The following is an 18,021-nucleotide window of genomic DNA, read 5'->3' on the forward strand; positions in this document are numbered from 1 at the left end:
CTCCCGCGTTCCCCCGGCCATGAGAGTGCAAGACATGGACTATTCCGCCGAGGACGATGCCGCCCCCGTCGAAATGCTCGCCAGCCTGTTTGCCGCGCGCGGATGGCCGTGTGAACTGGTCTCGGATGACGAGATGACCGGCGAAGTGCAGGGCAGCTGGGCCAATTACCAGCTGCGCGCGATCTGGCGGGCCGAAGACGGTGTGCTTCAGTTCCTGTGCCTCCCCGATATTCGCGTGACGGAGGACAAGCGCGGGGCGGCCTATGAACTGCTGTGCCTCGTCAACGAACAGGTGTGGCTCGGCCATTTCGATATCTGGTCGAACGGCGACGTGCTGCTCTACCGCCACGGCGCGCTGCTGGGTGATCACGGGCGGTTGAGCATCGACATGGCGCAGGCGCTGGTCGAATGCGCGATCGACGAATGTGACCGGTTCTACCCGGCGTTCCAGTTTGTGCTGTGGGGCGGCAAGACACCGCGCGAGGCACTTGATGCGGCGATGGTTGACGCTGCGGGCGAGGCCTGAGAGCCTGCCTCGCATGACACAGAAGCTTCTCATCATCGGCTGCGGCAATATGGGCGGAGCGATGCTGGCCGGGTGGCTGGCCGCGGGCGAAAACCCAGCGCGGTTTGCGGTGCTCGATCCCGCTTTGCCCGAGGCGCCGGACGGCGTGGCGCTCTATCGCAGCGCGGAAGAGGCCGCAGGCGCGGGGCATGACGCTGTTCTGCTCGGGTTCAAGCCGCAGCAATTGGGGGCGCTCGGGCCGGGGCTTCAGGCGCTGACGGGCGAGGGTGTTTCGGTATATTCGTTGCTCGCCGGGATCATGCTCGGCCAGCTCGGACACGCCTTCCCGCACGCCGCCGCCCATGTCCGGGTGATGCCGAACCTTGCTGCGCGCATCAACAAGTCACCGGTGATCCTGTGCGAGGCCGGACTTGACGAGGCGGCACGCACCGCCGCCTTCGCTCTGTTTGACACGCTCGGCAGCGCAGTGTGGCTGGGGGACGAGGCGCAATTCGATCTCGTCACAGCGCTCGCCGGATCGGGGCCGGGTTTTGTCTATCGCTTTATCGACGCGCTGGCGGGTGCGGCCATCGACCTCGGGCTGGACGAGAGCACCGCCGCCAGCCTCGCGCTCGCCACGGTCGAAGGCGCGGCAGCCTTGGCTGCGGCATCGGATGTCGGGCCGGCCACGCTCGCCGACCGGGTCGCCAGCCCCGGCGGGATGACCCGCGAAGGCCTCAACGTGCTCGACGAAAACGCGGCCCTGCGCCGCTTGCTGGCCGACACTTTGCGGGCCACCCGCGACAAGGGTGCGGCGCTGTCGAAAGGCAGTTAAGATTAACATCGGTTAAGCTGAACCAATTGCGCGCTTTGCAATCCGGTTTCGCTTGAAATGCGCCGAGGAAACTCCGATATTCCCTCCATTGGAGAGCGCGGGCGTTTCCGCGCTCCGATAGGAAAGGCTAAGGGTTTCGCAATGGCTGACTGGAATGACACCTCGCGCAATGCGCAGCGTATGGGCTCCGTGCCCCGCGCCGGAGGCGACGTCGCCGGCCGCGCAAGCTATGACGAGGGCCTGCGCAAGCACATGCTCTCGATCTACAATTACATGACGTCGGGCATCCTGCTGACCGGGATTGTCGCGCTGCTGGCCTTCACCAGTGGTGTGGCGGAGACCATCTTCACCGGCGGTATCCTGCGCTGGATCGTCGCGCTGTCGCCGATGGCCGTCGTCTTTGCGATGAGCTTTGGCGCCAACCGCTTCAGCACCGCTACGCTCCAGCTGATGTTCTGGGGCTTCGCCACGCTGATGGGCCTGTCGCTCTCGTCGATCTTCCTAGTTTACACCGGCGGCTCGATCGCCACGACCTTCTTCGCCACGTCGGCGGCCTTTGCCGGCCTGTCGCTCTATGGCTACACGACCAAGCGGAGCCTGTCCGGCATGGGCAGCTTCCTGATCATGGGCGTGATCGGCCTGATTGTGGCGATGGTCATCAACCTGTTCCTGCAGAGCCCTGCGTTCCATTACGCCATCAGCTTCATCGGCGTGCTGATCTTCGCAGGTCTTACCGCCTATGACACGCAGCGACTGAAGACCGAGTATGAGTATCTGCGCGGCACCGAGTTTGCCGGCAAGGCCGTCGTGCTCGGCGCGCTGAGCCTCTATCTGGACTTCATCAACATGTTCCAGTTCCTGCTGAGCTTCCTCGGCAACCGGGAATAACTAATCTGGATCAGGCAGAAGCCTGACACAGGTGTTGAAATGTCGGATGCCCGGGGCCTTCCATAGGCTCCGGGCATTTGCTTTGTCCGCCGGGGCGGCTATCTCGGACGCTTAAGGTTGGAGCAAGCCGGGGACGCACATGCTTATCCCGCCAGTGGCAGCACAGCCCGCAGCAGGAGAGGTTATTTCAATGAGCGCGGCCCCGCACACGTCCCCGTCCCCGTCATTGGCGCAGGAACGCACCAGCGCGCGCACGCCGTTCGGCTTGGCGATCACCACTCTGGCCATGGGCGGCGCGTTGCTCGCAGCCTGTGCTACCCCGGCACCGCCGCCGCCTCCGCCGCCCCCGCCGCCGCCCGCCCCGGTGGTGGTCGAGGCCGTGCCTTACCGCCCGCTTCCGCCCGGCGGCGCGCATTATGTGATGGATATTCCTCCGCGCGGGCCTGATGGGCGGCGCGTCACCGTCAACAGCAACCTGTCGGATGACCAGCTGATCTGGAACCTGCGCTCGGCTTGGAATGTCGCGGCGCTCAATTGCCTCACGGCCGAATATGAGCCGATCCTCGAAGGTTATCGCGCCTTCCTGACCAAGAACGTCAAATCGCTGAAGGCCGTGAATGACCGGCTCGAGAAGAGCTACACCAGCCGCTTCCGGGTCCGCCGCGATGCGATGGTGGCGCGCGATGGCTACACCACGCAGGTCTACAACTTCTTCGCCGAACCCGCTGCCCGCGCTGGCTTCTGCCGCGCCACGCTCGACGTGGCGAACCGCGCTCTGGCCGCACCGCCGACAGATGTGCTCGCCTTTGCCCGTGCCAATTTTGATGGGCTGCTGATGCCGTTCGATCAGTTCTTCACTGATTACGAGGCCTATCAGCAAGCCTCAGCGACATGGGACGACAAGTGGGGCACGCTTTATGGCGCCTCGCAGCCCGGCTGGGTTGCCGTGCAGCAGGCCCGCGCCAGCGGCTTCGTCGTGCCGAGCGTCGCGGTGCAGACCGTGATCGACCCTGTGACCGGGCTTCCGGTCCCGGTGATCCCGGTCAATGAGGGTGTGGTATCGCAGCCGATCATTGAACCGATGGCCACTCCGCCGAAGGGCAAATCCGGCCAATAAGTGCGCGGCGGGAGGGTTGCAGGCAGCAAATCTTGCGTTGCAAGGGCCTGCGCTTCTCGCTAATGCGCGCGCTCGCCCGCTCCCCGGCACCGCCGGTGGCGGGCGCGAAAACCTGGAACGGGGCCGTAGCTCAGATGGGAGAGCGCGTCGTTCGCAATGACGAGGTCAGGGGTTCGATCCCCCTCGGCTCCACCAGTTTTCAGGCTTCGCATGAAAACTGGATTCCTTGTTTTCGCCCTCAGACGCCGGGCGCGGGTGTTTTTTGTTTTCCCTCAAACGCCGGGCGGCGGACGTCCGTCCGCCTTGGCTCCGCCGCATAAGCGGCGACGCGCGGTCGCGCTTGCGGCGCTGCACGCCGGAGGTACACCCATCCACTGTTGAGATTTGGCGCTGTAACGGCGCATAGCGCCGCAAGGCCGACCGGCCGCCCGCAGCGATGCTGGCGCAGCCAGCGTGAGCGAGGATTGCGCTCGCGGAGACGAGCGCCTAAACAAACAACGCGCCAAGGTAACGGGAATGCGGTTTGATTCCGCAGCTGTCCCTGCAACTGTAAGCGGTGAGTATCAGGTAGCGCGCCCCGAAAGGGGCAGCCACTGGAGCAGCAATGCTCTGGGAAGGTGAGTACCGGATGCGCTGATCCGTGAGCCAGGAGACCGACCGGGGCGTGTCGCTCTTTGCTTGGCTCAGGGATTGGTCAGGCGCGGAAAAACACTTCTGTTGTGAGCGACATCACCGGGCTGTGAGGGATGGGATCCCCTCGCGGCCTTCATGTTGCTGATGACGGGAGGAATCCGTGAGAAATTTGAAATTGTTGTGCAGCGTCGCTGGGGCGGCGCTGATGGTGCATGGCGTGGGCCACGCGCAGGATGTGCGAGCGCAGGACGAAGAACAGATCGTCTTTGCCGATCTGCGGGTGCCCGCCGAAATTCTCGTCTCCGCAAGCCGCGCTGATGATCTGCTGCTGAAGCAATACACTGGCTCTGCGCTGGTCATCACCGCCGAACAAATTGAACAGCGCCAGACCCGCGACATTGCCGACGTCCTGCGCGATGTTCCCGGCGTGGCGGTCGCAGGCATAGCAGGCCAGACCCAGATCCGCCTGCGCGGCTCGGAAGCCAATCATGTGCTGGTGCTGGTCGACGGGATCGAAGTCTCGGATCCCTACGCGGGCGAGTTCGACATTGGCACCTTGCAGGCTGAGCCCGGCGCGCGGGTTGAAGTGCTGCGTGGGGCGCAATCGGCGCTGTATGGCCCGGATGCGATCGGCGGCGTGGTTGCCTATGAAAGCGCCAGCGGGCGGAGCCAACCCGGCTTTGCAGCACGGATCGAGGGCGGCACCCAAGGCACCATCAACGGTGCGCTGCGTTATGGCGCGGCGGGCGACAGCTGGGACGCGGCGCTTTCTGCCGTGGTCGTGAGCACCGACGGTCAGCCCAATGCGCGGGGCGGCACCCGTGATATCGGGCGCGACAGCTACACTGTCTCGGGCAAGGGCAGCGTTGAGGTCGCCGAAGGCATCGCCCTGCGCGCCGCAGCCCGCTTCATCCGCACCGAAGGACAGACCAACGATAGCGACTTCGACAGCGCCAGCCCGACCTTCGGCTTCACCATCGACAGTCCCGGGGTGACCTTCACCAACGAGGCCGTCTATGCCCTCGTTGGTGCGCGGGCCGAGATGTTGGACGGGCGCTGGACGCATGATCTGTCCGCGCAGATCGCCGAAGTCGACCGCGAAACGGACAGCCCCTTCGGTCTCACCTCGGCCAGCGAAGGCGACCGGGTCAAGGCGTCCTATGTCACGGCGTTCAAGCTGGCGGACGCACACAACCTCACCTTCGCGGCGGACTTCGAGCGTGAAAGCTTCCGCAATGCCCTGGCGGCAAGTGGCGGTTTCACCGGGCGGCGGGCCGTCGAGCAGGTCGGCTTCGTGGGCGAATACCGCTATGCGGGTGAGGCGTTCGACCTTTCGGCCGCGCTGCGCCATGACATCAACGACCGCTTTGCCGATGCGACCACCTTCCGCGTCGGTGCGGGCTACCGCGTCACCGACACCACCCGATTGCGCGCGGCGGGGGGCAGCGGGGTCAAGAACCCCGGCTTCTTCGAACTGTTCGGCTTCGTCGATGGCCGTTTCATCGGAAATGAAAACCTGCGCCCAGAAAAGTCGACCGGGTGGGAAGTGGGCCTCGATCAAGACCTCGGCGATTCCGCGAGGGTCTCGGTGGCCTACTTTGACAGCGAGTTGGAGGGTGAGATCTTCACCACCTTCCCGCCGCCGAACTTCATCGCCACTCCCGCCAACCGCACCACCGTGAGCGAGCAACGCGGGGTCGAAGTGTCGCTCAATGCCCGACTGGCCGCGCAATGGAGCCTCGACGCGGCCTATTCCTATCTCGATGCCGAGGAGAACGGTATCGAGGAGGTGCGCCGCCCGCAGCACATCGCCAGCGCGGCGCTGACATGGAGAGCGCCAGGTGATGCTGCTTCGGCGACGCTGGTCGTGCGCCACAATGGCGAGACACCCGATGTCGCCTTCACCGATCCGAGCTTCGTGCCGGTGCGGGTGATATTGGACGATTATACGCTAGTGAACCTCAATGCCCGTGTGAAACTGGCAGACGGCATCAGCGCCTTCGCCCGCGTCGATAACCTGCTGGACGAACGCTACGAGCAGGTGTTCAGCTTCGTCTCTCCGGGGCGCTCGGCAGTCGTGGGTGTGGAGGCGCGGTTCTGACTTTTGTCCCCCTCCCTCATCGGGGGAGGGGGACGTTGTGCCATTCCCCTCGCAATCGCAGCAAAAATTGCCTATGCGCCCGCGATGCATTTTCTCGACCAAGCTAAAATCTATGTGAAGTCCGGCGGAGGTGGCCCCGGGGCCGTCTCGTTCCGGCGTGAGATGTACGTCGAATACGGCGGCCCTGACGGCGGAAATGGCGGGAAGGGTGGCGATATCGTGTTCGAAGCCGTCGCCGGCCTCAACACGCTGATCGACTTCCGCTATTCCCAGCACTTCAAAGCGCCGCGCGGCGGGCACGGTATGGGCAAGGACCGGACGGGTGCCAGCGCTAAGCCGCTCGTCATCAAGGTGCCGGTCGGCACGCAGATTCTCTCCGAAGACAAGGACGAAGTGCTCGCCGACTTCACGCAGGTCGGCCAGCGTGTCGTCTTCCTCGAAGGGGGGATCGGCGGCCGCGGGAACGCCAGCTACAAAACCTCCACCAACCGCGCGCCGCGTCAGCACCAGGACGGGATTCCGGGTCAGGAAGCCTGGGTGTGGCTGCGGCTGAAGCTGCTGGCGGACGTGGGCCTCGTCGGCCTGCCCAATGCGGGCAAGTCGACCTTCATCAATGCTGTGTCGAATGCGGGCGCTAAGGTGGGCGACTATGCCTTCACCACGCTCGTTCCCAAGCTGGGCGTGGTGCGGCACAAGGGCCGCGAATTCGTGCTCGCCGACATCCCCGGCCTGATCGAAGGCGCAGCGGAAGGCGTCGGGATCGGTGACCGGTTCCTCGGCCATATCGAGCGTTGCCGCGTGCTGATCCACCTGATCGACATCACCGGCACCGAAGATGCAGACCCCGCCGAAGCCATGCGCATCGTCGAGGATGAACTGGCAGCCTATGGCGCGGGCCTGGAAGACAAGGCGCGGCTGGTGGTGCTGAACAAGCTCGATCTGGCCGATGCCGAACTGGTCGAGGCCTATCGCGAAGAACTGCTGGCCGCAGGCGCGGACAAGGTGTTCGCGGTGTCCGGCGCGACCGGCGCGGGTATCCCCGAATTGCTCGACGCGGTGCTGGGCTATCTGCCGGACCGCACCTCGACAGAAACCAAGGCGGTCGAGGTGGAGCACGAAGAAGACGCCAGCGACTGGTCGCCGCTCTGATCGGCTCATGCTGACCCGCCTGCAAGACATCACCACCGCGCGGCGGATCGTGGTCAAGATCGGCAGCGCGCTGCTGGTCGGCGGCGGGCAGGCGCGTGAGGGGTGGCTGACGCGGATGGCGGGCGATCTGGCGGCGCTGCGACAGGTAGGCGCGCAGGTGATCGTGGTGAGCTCAGGGGCGATTGCGCTGGGCGCGGCGCGGCTGGGGCTGGCGAAAGGCGGGCGCGGGAGCCTTGCCGATGCACAGGCGGCGGCGGCTGTGGGCCAGATTGCGCTGGCGGATTTATGGTCACGCGCCTTGGGCAGCGAGAGCATTACCGCTGCACAAATGCTGCTGACGCTGGGCGATCTGGAAGACCGGCGGCGGTACCTGAACGCCTCGGCCACGCTCGACCGGCTGCTGGAAGCGGGCGTGATCCCCGTCATCAATGAAAACGATTCGGTTGCGACTGAGGAGATCCGTTTCGGCGACAATGACCGGCTCGCCGCGCGGGTTGCGCAGGCGGCCAATGCCGATCTGGTGCTGCTGCTCTCGGACGTGGACGGGCTGTATGACCGCGACCCGCGCGCAGAAGGCGCGACTTTGATTCCCACCGTGGACGCCGTGACGCCTGAGGTGATGGCGATGGCGAGCGGGGCTTCGTCCTCGGGTTTGGGGTCAGGCGGGATGGTGTCGAAGCTGCAAGCCGCGCAGATTGCCACGCGCGCGGGCATCGCGCTGGCGATCCTCAACGGCACGCATGATGCGCCGATTGCCCATGCGCTGGGCGCTGGCACGGGGACGCTGTTCCTCCCGGTGCGCGCCGATTCTGCCCGCAAGGCATGGCTCGGCGGGCGGCTCGCGCCTGCGGGCGAATTGCGCGTCGACAAGGGCTGTGCCGAGGCGCTGAGGGGCGGCGCGAGCCTGCTGGCGGCGGGCGTCGTCGGCATTTCTGGGCAGTTCCGGCGCGGCGATCTTGTCAGCGTGCTCAGCATGAAGGGCGAGCGGCTGGCGCAGGGCCTCGCTGAATATGACGCCGCCGAAATGCAGCTGATCGCCGGCAAGCGCGCCGAGGATCAGGCCGAGCGATTGGGCTATGCGCCGCGCTCCTGCGTGATCCATCGCGATCACATGGTCCTGCTGTGAGCCTCATCGCCATCACCGGCGCGACCGGCTTTGTTGGCAGCGCGGTGCTGGATGCGGCGCTAGCCGAGGGGCATCAGGTGCGCGCACTTGCCCGCCGCGATCAGACAGCGCGCGAAGGCGTTGAATGGGTGCGCGGAGATCTGGGCGATGCGGCGGCGCTTGCTGCGCTGGTCGAAGGCGCGGACGCAGTGATCCATGTCGCGGGGCTCACCAACACGCCCGACCCCACCGCGTTCGAGGCGGCCAATGTCACCGGCACCGTGAATGTCATCGCTGCAATGAAGCAGGCAGGGGCGCGACGGCTGGTGTTCGTCTCCTCGCTCTCGGCGCGGATGCCGGGCCTGTCGGCCTATGGCGCGTCCAAGGCGAAGGCCGAGGCACTGGTCGAAGCCTCCGGTCTCGACTGGACCACGGTGCGTCCGCCCGGCGTCTACGGCCCGCGCGATGTCGACTATCTAGAGATGTTTCGCACCGCCAAGTGGGGCTTCGTGCCGCTGCCGCCCGGCGGGGCGAGTTCGATCATTCACGCCGACGATCTCGCGCGGCTGCTGGTGGCGCTGGCGGCAGGCAACGCCGCTGCGACGAAAAAGCAGACCTACGAACCCGACGACGGGCGCGAGGGCGGGTGGAGTCACAAAGAGCTTGCCGCCGCGATCGGCCGCGCGGTGGGCAAGCGTTCTGTCTTCGCCCCGCATCTGCCGCGCGCTGTGCTTGAGGCCGCCGCCACCGCCGACCGCCTGCTGCGCTTCGACCGGGCGAAACTCACCGCCGACCGGGTGGGCTACATGGCGCATCCCAACTGGGTGTCACGCTTCGACCGCAAGCCGCCGCCGGGGCTGTGGCAGCCGAGGATTGGGGGCGAGGAAGGGCTGAAGGCGACGGCGGAATGGTACCGGCGCGAGGGGTGGCTTTAAAGCCAACCGTCACCCCGGACTTGATCCGGGGCCGCTTTCGCCAAGGCGCCAAGATTTGAGCGATCCCGGGACAAGCCCGGGATGACGTCTGGCTTACAAAAACGGCTCCTCGCCCGGCTTGTGGATGCCGCATTCGGTCTTGTCCCAGCCCTTCCACCGGCCCGAACGCGGGTCTTCGCCCGGAGCGACCTGCGAGGTGCAGGGCGAGCAGCCGATCGAAGGATAGCCCTGCGCGATCAGCGGGTGGCGGGGGAGATCGTGCTGTATGAAGTAACCTTCGATCTGGCCCGCGTCCCAATCGATCAGCGGGTTGATCTTGAGCCGCCCCTGCGCGTCCGAGGTGTCCACCTCAAAGCGCGGCAGGTTGGCGCGGGTCGAGGACTGGAACGATTTGCGCCCGGTGAAGCTGGCATCATACTGCGCCATCGCCTTTTCGAGCGGACGCACCTTGCGGATCTCGCAGCAGCCATCGGGGTCGTAGGACCACCTGAGGCCGGTCTCGTCCTTCTTGGCCAGTTCCTCCGCATCCGGCGTCAGCACCACCAGATTGAGGCCGAGCCGCTCCACCAGAAGATCGCGGTACGCGAGCGTCTCGGGGAAGTGCTTGCCCGTGTCGAGGAACAGCACCGGCACCGATGGATCGACGCTGGCGATCAGGTGCAGCAACACCGCGCTCTCTGCGCCGAAGCTGGAGACCACCGCAAGGTCGCCCGCGAGCCCGTCACGGATCACCGCTTCGAGCATTTCTAGCGTCGAGGCGCCGCGGAACATGCGGTTGAGGCGCACGGCGTCATGCTCGCTAAAGCGCGGAGCGAGGTCGAGCTGGTCTCGGGTCCGCGGCGGCTGGCTGGAGAGTCCGAGTTCAGGCTTCATGGCGCTTGTCCGCAATGGTGGCCCGGCGATCGGCCGCGCGCTGGTACACATTGACCCACGTTGCAAAGGCGCGCGCGGCGTCGTCTTCATCGAGGCGCTTGTCGGGAGCGAAACTGTCGAACCCGCAGCGGCGCATGTGGCTGAGCTGGTCGATCAGCACCTGACCCACGGCGCGCAATTCGCCGGTGTAGCCGGCCTCGCGCAGGATGCGCGCCGCCGAATAGCCACGCCCGTCACCAAAGCTGGGGAAGTTGACCTCGACCAGCGCCAGCCGGTCAAGGAAGGGCAGCAGCAGTCGCGCATCATCGCCCGGCTCGATCCGCACGGCGGTGGCGTTGGTCTGGTCGCAGCAGGCATCAACCGTCACCGTGCCGTGATCGACGGGTTCATCGTCGCGGAAGCGGAATTGCACTTCGTCGGGCGAAGTGCCGATGTCTTTAGCCATAAAGCGCCTCCTTGAACGGCTCCATGCCGATGCGGCGGTAGGTATCGAGGAAGCGCTCGCCATCCGCGCGGGTGGCGAGGTAGACGTCGGTGACCTTTTCGACTGCGGCGATCACGCCGTCCTCGTCAAAGCCGGGGCCGGTGATTTTGGCGAGGCTGACGTCCTCGGCCTCCGACCCGCCGAGCGAGAGCTGGAAGTTCTCCTTACCCTTCTTGTCGACGCCGAGGATGCCGATGTGGCCCGCATGGTGGTGCCCGCAGGCGTTGATGCAGCCAGAGATTTTCAGCTTCAATTCGCCGACGACTTCAGTGCGGCCCGAAGCGGCGAAGCGCTCCGAAATGCGCTGGGCGAGCGGGATCGATCGGGCGTTCGCGAGCGAGCAGTAGTCGAGGCCGGGACAGGCGATGATGTCCTCGATCGTGTCCATGTTGGGGCTGCCGAGGCCTGCGGCGTCAAGCGCTTGCCAGAGAGCCGGAAGATCGGCGATGGCCACGTGGGGGAGCAGCAGGTTCTGCGTGTGCATCACGCGCAGCTCGTCAAAGCTGTAATGGCGCGCCAGCTTGGCGACGACGCGCATCTGTTCCGAGGTGGCATCGCCGGGGATGCCGCCTGCGGGCTTGAGGCTGATGACGGCAGAGACGTAGTCGGGGTGACGGTGCGGATGGGTGTTATTAAGTGCCCAAGCCTCGAAACCCCCATCCCGGGCTTGACCCGGGACCCCGATGTTCTTGATCCGCTCTGGAGTAAGCGGGGTCCCGGCTCGGGGGCCGGGACGGCGGAGGGGTTCGGGAAGTTCAAAATGCGCCGCAATGCGCGCCAATTCCTCCAGCGGCGGCTCCACCCCCACGCTCAGCATATGGGCGAATTCTTCCTCGACCTGCCGGGTGTATTCCGCCGCGCCGAGTTCATGGACGAGGATCTTGATCCGCGCCTTGTACTTGTTGTCGCGCCGCCCGTAGCGGTTGTAGACCCGCAGGCACGCCTCGGCATAGGTGATCAGCTGATCGAGCGGCACGAAGTCGCGGATCAGCGGGGCGATCATCGGGGTGCGGCCCATGCCGCCGCCCGCATAGAACTGCGCGCCCACTTCGCCGTCACGCTTCACAATGCGGATGCCGATATCGTGCAAGCGCATCGCCGCCCGGTCAGTCTCGGACCCGATCACCGCAATCTTGAACTTGCGCGGCAGGTAGGTGAACTCCGGGTGGAAGCTCGACCACTGGCGCATCAGCTCGGCATAGGGGCGGGGGTCCACCACCTCGTCGGCGGCAGCTCCCGCGAAGTGATCGGCGCTGATGTTGCGGATGCAATTGCCGCTGGTCTGGATCGCGTGCATCTCGACCTTCGACAGGTCGGCGAGGATATCGGCGGCGTCCTCCAGCTTGATCCAGTTGTACTGGATGTTCTGGCGGGTGGTGAAATGGCCATAGCCGCGGTCATACTTCTCCGCGATGTCAGCCAGAGCCTCCATCTGCCGCGCATTGAGCGTCCCATAGGGGATCGCGACGCGCAGCATATAGGCGTGCAGCTGGAGATAGAGCCCGTTCATCAGCCGCAGCGGCTTGAACTGATCCTCGGTCAGCTTGCCTTCGAGACGGCGGCGGGCCTGATCGCGGAATTCCTCAACGCGGGCATCGACCATCGCCTGGTCGTATTGGTCATACTTATACATCAGATCACCCAGTCCCAGCCGGTCTTGTTGGCAGTTGGCACGGCAAGGTCGCGCCGCACCGTCGGGCCGAGCGCGCGCACGCGGTCCTTGATATGGGCCGGGCGGACATTGCCTGCGGCGTCGATCCTTGCCTCGATGGCGTAAGGCACGTTGACCCGGCGCGCGGCTTCCTCGCGGGCGAGGATTTCCTCCGCGTCATCGCCGACATCGACGGCATCGTCGACGAACAGCGACCAGCCGTTGCCGTTCCACCAGGTCACCGCGCCCGAGCGCAGGTCATTGCCGGTGAGGATTTTCATGGCGCAATCTCTCCAATAAGGCGCCCGTCATCCCGGGCTTGACCCGGGACCGCTGCCAGCAAAGCGCTTACCTCCGAGCGATCCTGACTTGCGTCAGGATGACGGTGGAGGCGCGCCGTAACCTCGCCGATCACGATCAGCGCCGGGCTCTGCACCGCTTCCCGCTCCACCAAGTCCGGCAGGCCCGCCAGCAACCCGCGCAGCACCCGCATCTCCGGGCGCGCGGCGTTCTCGATCACGGCGACGGGCATCGAAGGTGCCAGACCATCAGCCATCAGTTTCTCGGCAATCTGCGGCGCGGTGGAGACGCCCATGTAGATCACCAGCGTGCGGCCTTTGCCGGCGAGGCCTGACCAGTCTTGTTCGGAGAGGCCCTTGCACTGGCCCGCGACGAAGCTGACGATGCTGGAGGCGTCACGGTGGGTGAGCGCAATCCCGCTCGCCGCCGCCGCGCCGTTGGCCGCCGAAATGCCGGGGACGACTTCGACCGGGACGCCCGCTGCACGCGCGGTTTCTGCTTCCTCGCCGCCGCGCCCGAAGATGAAGGGATCGCCGCCTTTCAGCCGCACCACATCGCGCCCGCCCTGCGCCTCTCGCACCAGCAGGGCGTTGATGTCGTCCTGCGGCAAGGTATGGCGCGCGCGCTGCTTGGCGACCGAGATCAGCCGCGCATCGGGCCGCGCCAGCCCGAGGATGTCGGGGCCGATCAACCCGTCATGGACGATCACTTCCGCCCGCTCGATCAAGCGGACCGCGCGCAGGGTCAAAAGGTCCACCGGACCCGGCCCCGCGCCGACGAGATAGATGGTGCCAGTCTGCTGCATGACACGGCAAATGGGCCAGCGCGCCGATCCGTTCCAGCGAGAATGGTTTGGCCGCGGCGAAGCGGAACTATTGCGCTTCGGGCTTGGGCGGTTCGCCGCGCTGTTCCAGCACTGCAATCAGCCGCTCCAGCTCGCCGCTTTGCCGCAGGCGCAGATCGCGCTGGGGATAGGGGAGCTCGACCTTATGCTCCTTGAACAGTGCCCACAGATGCTTGAGCACCTCGCTGCGGACATTGCCCACGCCTTCCTCGGGATCGTTGATCCAGCAGTGGATGGTGAAATCGACCGAATTGTCGCCGAACCCGCTCCACCACACCGTCGGCGGCGGCGTGTCGAGCACGCGCTGCGCGTTCTTGGCGGCCTTCAGCATCAGCTCTTCGGCCAGCGCCATGTCGGTATCGTAGCTGACCCCGACCTGCACCTGGATGCGCACGTTCTTCGAGGAATAGGACCAGTTCTCGACCTGATTGATCATCAGGTTTTCGTTCGGAATCAGATATTCGCGCTCATCCCGGGTAACGACCGAGATCGCGCGGATGCCGATCTTGCGGATCTGACCGAAGGTCTGCACCCCGGCCTGATCGGTCACGGCGATCACGTCCCCCGGCTTGATCGACTTGTCCATCAGCAGGATGATGCCGGAGATGAGGTTCCCGAAGGTCTTTTGGAGACCGAACCCGATGGCGAGACCAAAGGCCCCCGAAAAGACGGTGAGCGCGGTCAGATCGATCCCGAGCAGATCGACCCCGATCAGGAAGGTCGTGATCCAGATTACGATGGTGGCGACCTTTTCGGCCAGCACGCGCTGGGTGCCATCGAGCGCGGTCAACCGGCGCAGCGCGCTCCGGGTGAGCCGGGTTGCGCCCCACGCAAAGGCGAGCACCAGCAGGATCGCGGCGACCGTGAACAGCACGTCGAACGACGAGATACGCCAATCGCCGACCTCGACCGCGAAGGTATCGAGCCGGTTGAGAATTCCGCCAATGGTCTCGCTGCGCTCGCCAATATCCTCGCGCAGATTATCCGCGCCGCTGACGTTTTCGGACGGGACCGGGGAGGGGGTAGGGGCGGGCGCGGTCATCCGGCTTGCGTCAGTGCCTGCGCCAGATCGGCGATCAGATCGTCAGTATCCTCCAGCCCGATAGAAAGCCGGAGCGCGGGCCTGCCTCCGGTCGGGCAGGGCATCAGGCTGCGATAGGTCTTGGGCGTGATCGGCAGGACCAAGCTTTCAAACCCGCCCCAACTATAGCCGATCCCGAACAGATCGAGCGCATCGGCCACGCGGGCCGAGGCTTGCGGATCATCGCTCGCCAGCACGAAGGCGAATAGCCCGCAGCCGCCGGTGAAATCGCGCGCCCACAAGACATGGCCGGGGGCGGAGGGTAGCATCGGGCACAGCACCTCAGCCACTTGCGGCTGCGCCTCAAGCCATTCGGCAATCCTGAGCGCCGAGCGTGTCTGCGCCTCCAGCCGGAGGCCCATCGTGCGCAAGCCGCGTGCGGCAAGCGCGGCATCGTCGGGCGCAACCACCTGCCCCAGTTCCTGCGCGGTGCGGCGCAGCGCGGTGTACCAGCGCTTGCCCGCACTCGCGCTGCCCATCATCAGATCGGAGTGGCCGCCGACATGCTTCGACAGGCTCATCATCACGATGTCGCAGCCATGTTCCAGCGCGGCGAAGCCCAAGGGGCTGGCCCAGGTGTTGTCGACCATACTGACCGCGCCATGCTGCCGGGCGATCGCGGCAAGCGCGGGAACGTCGCAGACCTCGAAGGTGAGGCTGCCGGGGTTTTCGAGCCACACCGCTTTCACCGGATCGGCGAACAGCGCGCCATAGGCGTCCAGATCGCGCGGGTCGAAAAAGGTCGTCTTCACCCCCATCCGCGTTAGCAGCCCCGTCGCCATGCTGCGCGAGGGGTCATAGGCGTTGTCGGCCATCAGCAGCCGGTCGCCCGGCTTCAGCACGCTGAGCATACACCCGGCAATCGCCGCCACGCCGCTCGGGTAAAGCTGCGTGCCGTAAGCACCCGGCTCAATCTGGGTGAGCGCCTCGGCCAGCGCCCACTGGGTCGGCGCGCCGCGGCGGCCATAGAAGAACTGCCCATCGGCATTGTTGCCGCCAGCGCTGTGGCGATCGGCGTCCTTGTCGTAGAGGTGGGTTGAGGCACGCCACACCGGCGGGTTTACCACCGGCCCGGTCCATTCCTTGCGCCGCCCGCCACGCACCAGCCGGGTGGCGGGCTTCAGCGGCTTGCCGCTATCGCCGCCACTCATTCGGCCGGGCCCTGAAGCTTGGGCGTATCGGGATCGGCACCCCATTCGCTCCAGCTGCCATCATACAGCGCGGTATCGTGCTTGCCGATCAGGTGCATCGCGAACATCAGCACGCTGGCGGTGACGCCGCTACCGCAGGTGGTGGTGACGGGTTGGTCGAGGTCGATCCCGGCGGCGGTCAGTGCGGCGCGAATGTCGTCCGGCGATTTGTAGGTGCCGTCAGCATTCAGCACGCCGCCGAACGGTAGATTCAGCGCGCCCGGAATGCGTCCATTGGGGCCGCCATGCACCGGGTCGATACCGGTGCCATAGACCCGATCAGCCCCGCGCGCGTCGAGCACCTGTTCGCGGCCGCTGGCAATGTTGGCGAGCATATCGGCCTTGCTGCGCACCCGCCGGGGCGGGGCGAGGTTGACGGGCGCGATGGTTGCGCCATGCTCCGCGCCGCTGCCGAGCGCGCGGCCTTCTGCACGCCACTTGCCCAGACCCCCATCAAGGATCGCGACTTTGTCCCAACCCATCGCGGTCAGCACGAACCAAGCCCGCGCCGAGGTGCGGATCGCGCTGTCGTCATAGAGGATGATCGCGTCCTCGCCCCGCACACCCAGCAGGCCGAGCCGCGCGGCGAGTTGATCGGGGGTGGGGAAGGCGTAGGGCACGCTCGATCCGGCATCGAACAGGCTGGCCAGCCCGAGGAAGCGCGCGCCGGGGATGTGCCCGGCGGCAAACTCCGCCCCAGCATCGCGCGCGGCGGCGGGCAGGTGGTAGGACGCATCGAGCACGGCAAGGCCCGGTGCACCAAGGTTGTCGGCGAGCCATTCGGTCGAAACGAGCGCAGAAGGAAGCTTGGTCATGAGCGGGTTCCTAGCGTGCCGCGGGCGGCGGCGCAAAGGGCGCGGTCAGGCAATGGGCGGACATGGGGGCAGGCAGGGGGCGTGAAGGGGGGCGGCGTGACAGAGGCATAGGCGCTTTCCTACTTGTGCCTGCGCTGACAAGATCGCCGGAATGAACCGCCCCACGCGCCTATTCGTCCTTTCAGATCGGGCTGAAGGTGGGGGCAGGTTTTTCTTCCGTAGACAGTGTCTCATGTGTCTCCAACAGCCGCGCATGGCGGGCGACTCAGGCAGCGGCAGAGGCCGGCGGCAGCGACACCGCCTGCGCCACCAGCCCGGCGATCCCGCCCGGCGGCGCATCAAGCAGGATAGGGTGGACGCGTCCGCTTGGGGAGGGCGTGCCGATCACGAAGGTGCGGGCCAGTGCGGGCAGGCTCTCGACTTCCAGCGTAACGTGGACCAGCGGCACGAACATCGGGGTCTGCCCCTGCCGCAATGGCGCAATGGCGCTGAGCGGGAGCTGCACTGTGCCGGTGATGCTGCGCGCCTGCTGCGGGCCGACGCGCGCGATCCCGGCGGCGGACTGTGCGGCTCCGGCGGAGGGCGCGTTGCCCCCGCTCGCTCGCGCGCAGGCGAGCTGCACGGCGGCGGCAAGGTCGGTCACTGCGCGGTCTGATCGGTTCGCGATATTGAGGCGGTATTGCACCGTGAACATCATCACGCTGCGGGTCGTCGAGATGATCTCGAGGGTAAGGTCGAGCCGGGGCGCATCGTCGCTGCTGGCTGGCGCCGCTGTGTCACCGGCTTCGACCGGCGGGGCGAGGCGCGCCACCTTGGGCTTGCGCCGCCGCTGCCAAACCGCAAACCCGACCAGCGCCGCAATCGCCGCGAGCGCGCCTGCGACAAACGGCCACCAATCGGCGAGATCGAACAGCGGGTCGCCCACGGCCACGCTCGGGCTGGTCGCAGGCGCGGCAGGCACCACTTGCGGCCCGGCAGGCGGGAGCGTGAGCGGATCGCCCGCTGCGCTTCCCGAAGGCGCAGCGGCGGGCGCAGGCTCGCTCGCGCTGACTTGCGGGGCGGGTCGGGGCGTGGCTGACGGACTCGGGGTGAGGATGTCGCGCGGGCTCGGGCTGGGGGAGCGGGCTGCAGTCGGAGCGGGTAGCGGCTCGATCACCGGCGACGGCGCAGCAATCGGCGCGGCGCGCGGTGGGATGGCCACCCCGGCGCGTTCGTCCGCCGGGCCGGCGGGGGCAGGGCTGGGCGTCGGTGTCGCTTCGGGCAGCGTGAAGGTGCTGGACTGCTGCTGGGCCAAAAGCGGTGCGGCCAGCGCCAGCGCGGCGGCAGTCAGGCAAGCGGGTAAGAAGCGGTCAGGCAAGCGGTTCATGGCGCGATGAAGCTCAATCGAGTCTGGAAAGCCGGGTCTTGTCGGCAGGGTATTGTGGATGGTGCAGGGTGAACGTGCGCTGTCCCCATAGGGATTTGCGCCCCTCGGCGTCCAGTTCCCCGCTTGCGTCCATCCGCGCTTCAAGGCAA

At 66.3% G+C, this 18,021-nt stretch carries 17 protein-coding genes, 1 tRNA gene and 1 riboswitch; of the genes, 9 read left to right on the plus strand and 9 right to left on the minus strand.

Annotated elements, in window-relative coordinates:
- The first annotated feature begins 19 nt into the window (after positions 1-19).
- The 9 genes from GRI59_RS13865 (at position 20) to GRI59_RS13905 (ending at position 9,268) form a co-directional block, all read left to right on the plus strand.
- Positions 20-526, plus strand: a complete 507-nt coding sequence (locus tag GRI59_RS13865) for a type III secretion system chaperone family protein (RefSeq protein ID WP_237440851.1) — start codon at positions 20-22, stop codon at positions 524-526.
- 13 nt (positions 527-539) lie between these two features.
- Positions 540-1,340 carry a pyrroline-5-carboxylate reductase family protein gene (locus GRI59_RS13870; protein ID WP_160761836.1) on the plus strand — a complete coding sequence of 267 codons (801 nt, stop codon included), beginning with the start codon at positions 540-542 and terminating at the stop codon, positions 1,338-1,340.
- Positions 1,341-1,481: 141 nt separating this feature from the next.
- Complete coding sequence (locus tag GRI59_RS13875; RefSeq protein ID WP_160761837.1) at positions 1,482-2,228, plus strand: Bax inhibitor-1/YccA family protein; 747 nt, start codon at positions 1,482-1,484, stop codon at positions 2,226-2,228.
- Positions 2,229-2,418: 190 nt separating this feature from the next.
- A complete protein-coding gene (locus tag GRI59_RS13880; protein WP_160761838.1) occupies positions 2,419-3,345 on the plus strand; it encodes a hypothetical protein in 927 nt (308 codons plus the stop codon).
- A gap of 119 nt (positions 3,346-3,464) precedes the next feature.
- Positions 3,465-3,540 (plus strand) — tRNA-Ala (locus GRI59_RS13885).
- A gap of 293 nt (positions 3,541-3,833) precedes the next feature.
- Positions 3,834-4,021, plus strand: a riboswitch (cobalamin riboswitch).
- Positions 4,022-4,138: 117 nt separating this feature from the next.
- The gene (locus tag GRI59_RS13890; RefSeq protein WP_160761839.1) at positions 4,139-6,079 is read left to right on the plus strand and encodes a TonB-dependent receptor domain-containing protein; all 1,941 of its coding nucleotides are present in this window, start codon (positions 4,139-4,141) and stop codon (positions 6,077-6,079) included.
- Between the two features lie 84 nt (positions 6,080-6,163).
- Entirely contained in the window at positions 6,164-7,228 is a 1,065-nt protein-coding gene (obgE, locus tag GRI59_RS13895; protein WP_160761840.1) for a GTPase ObgE, read from the plus strand.
- A 7-nt stretch (positions 7,229-7,235) separates the two neighbouring features.
- Positions 7,236-8,354 carry a glutamate 5-kinase gene (proB, locus tag GRI59_RS13900; protein WP_160761841.1) on the plus strand — a complete coding sequence of 373 codons (1,119 nt, stop codon included), beginning with the start codon at positions 7,236-7,238 and terminating at the stop codon, positions 8,352-8,354.
- Positions 8,351-9,268 carry an SDR family NAD(P)-dependent oxidoreductase gene (locus GRI59_RS13905; protein WP_160761842.1) on the plus strand — a complete coding sequence of 306 codons (918 nt, stop codon included), beginning with the start codon at positions 8,351-8,353 and terminating at the stop codon, positions 9,266-9,268. The genes proB and GRI59_RS13905 overlap by 4 nt, the downstream gene beginning before the upstream one ends.
- Positions 9,269-9,361: 93 nt before the next feature.
- Here GRI59_RS13905 and GRI59_RS13910 read toward each other — a convergent pair whose 3' ends face one another.
- The 9 genes from GRI59_RS13910 to GRI59_RS13950 form a co-directional block, all read right to left on the minus strand.
- Entirely contained in the window at positions 9,362-10,141 is a 780-nt protein-coding gene (locus GRI59_RS13910; RefSeq protein ID WP_160761843.1) for a phosphoadenylyl-sulfate reductase, read from the minus strand.
- Complete coding sequence (locus GRI59_RS13915; protein ID WP_160761844.1) at positions 10,131-10,586, minus strand: DUF934 domain-containing protein; 456 nt, start codon at positions 10,584-10,586, stop codon at positions 10,131-10,133. The genes GRI59_RS13910 and GRI59_RS13915 overlap by 11 nt, the downstream gene beginning before the upstream one ends.
- Positions 10,579-12,258, minus strand: coding sequence for a nitrite/sulfite reductase (locus GRI59_RS13920; RefSeq protein ID WP_160761845.1), 1,680 nt, complete (start codon positions 12,256-12,258; stop codon positions 10,579-10,581). The genes GRI59_RS13915 and GRI59_RS13920 overlap by 8 nt, the downstream gene beginning before the upstream one ends.
- Entirely contained in the window at positions 12,258-12,557 is a 300-nt protein-coding gene (locus GRI59_RS13925) for a DUF2849 domain-containing protein (protein ID WP_160761846.1), read from the minus strand. Before GRI59_RS13925 ends, GRI59_RS13920 begins: the two co-directional genes overlap by 1 nt.
- On the minus strand, positions 12,554-13,381 hold the full coding sequence (gene cobA / locus GRI59_RS13930; protein ID WP_160761847.1) for a uroporphyrinogen-III C-methyltransferase: 828 nt from the start codon (positions 13,379-13,381) through the stop codon (positions 12,554-12,556). The genes GRI59_RS13925 and cobA overlap by 4 nt, the downstream gene beginning before the upstream one ends.
- 67 nt (positions 13,382-13,448) lie before the next feature.
- Entirely contained in the window at positions 13,449-14,462 is a 1,014-nt protein-coding gene (locus GRI59_RS13935; protein WP_160761848.1) for a mechanosensitive ion channel family protein, read from the minus strand.
- Positions 14,459-15,652 (minus strand): cystathionine beta-lyase, encoded by a 1,194-nt coding sequence (metC, locus tag GRI59_RS13940; protein ID WP_183363658.1) that lies wholly within the window; start codon positions 15,650-15,652, stop codon positions 14,459-14,461. Before metC ends, GRI59_RS13935 begins: the two co-directional genes overlap by 4 nt.
- Positions 15,649-16,506 (minus strand): sulfurtransferase, encoded by an 858-nt coding sequence (locus GRI59_RS13945; protein ID WP_160761850.1) that lies wholly within the window; start codon positions 16,504-16,506, stop codon positions 15,649-15,651. Before GRI59_RS13945 ends, metC begins: the two co-directional genes overlap by 4 nt.
- A gap of 265 nt (positions 16,507-16,771) precedes the next feature.
- Positions 16,772-17,872, minus strand: coding sequence for a hypothetical protein (locus GRI59_RS13950; protein ID WP_160761851.1), 1,101 nt, complete (start codon positions 17,870-17,872; stop codon positions 16,772-16,774).
- Positions 17,873-18,021 lie beyond the last annotated feature (149 nt).

It is taken from the genome of Erythrobacter ramosus, from assembly GCF_009828055.1.
GTDB lineage: Bacteria > Pseudomonadota > Alphaproteobacteria > Sphingomonadales > Sphingomonadaceae > Erythrobacter > Erythrobacter ramosus.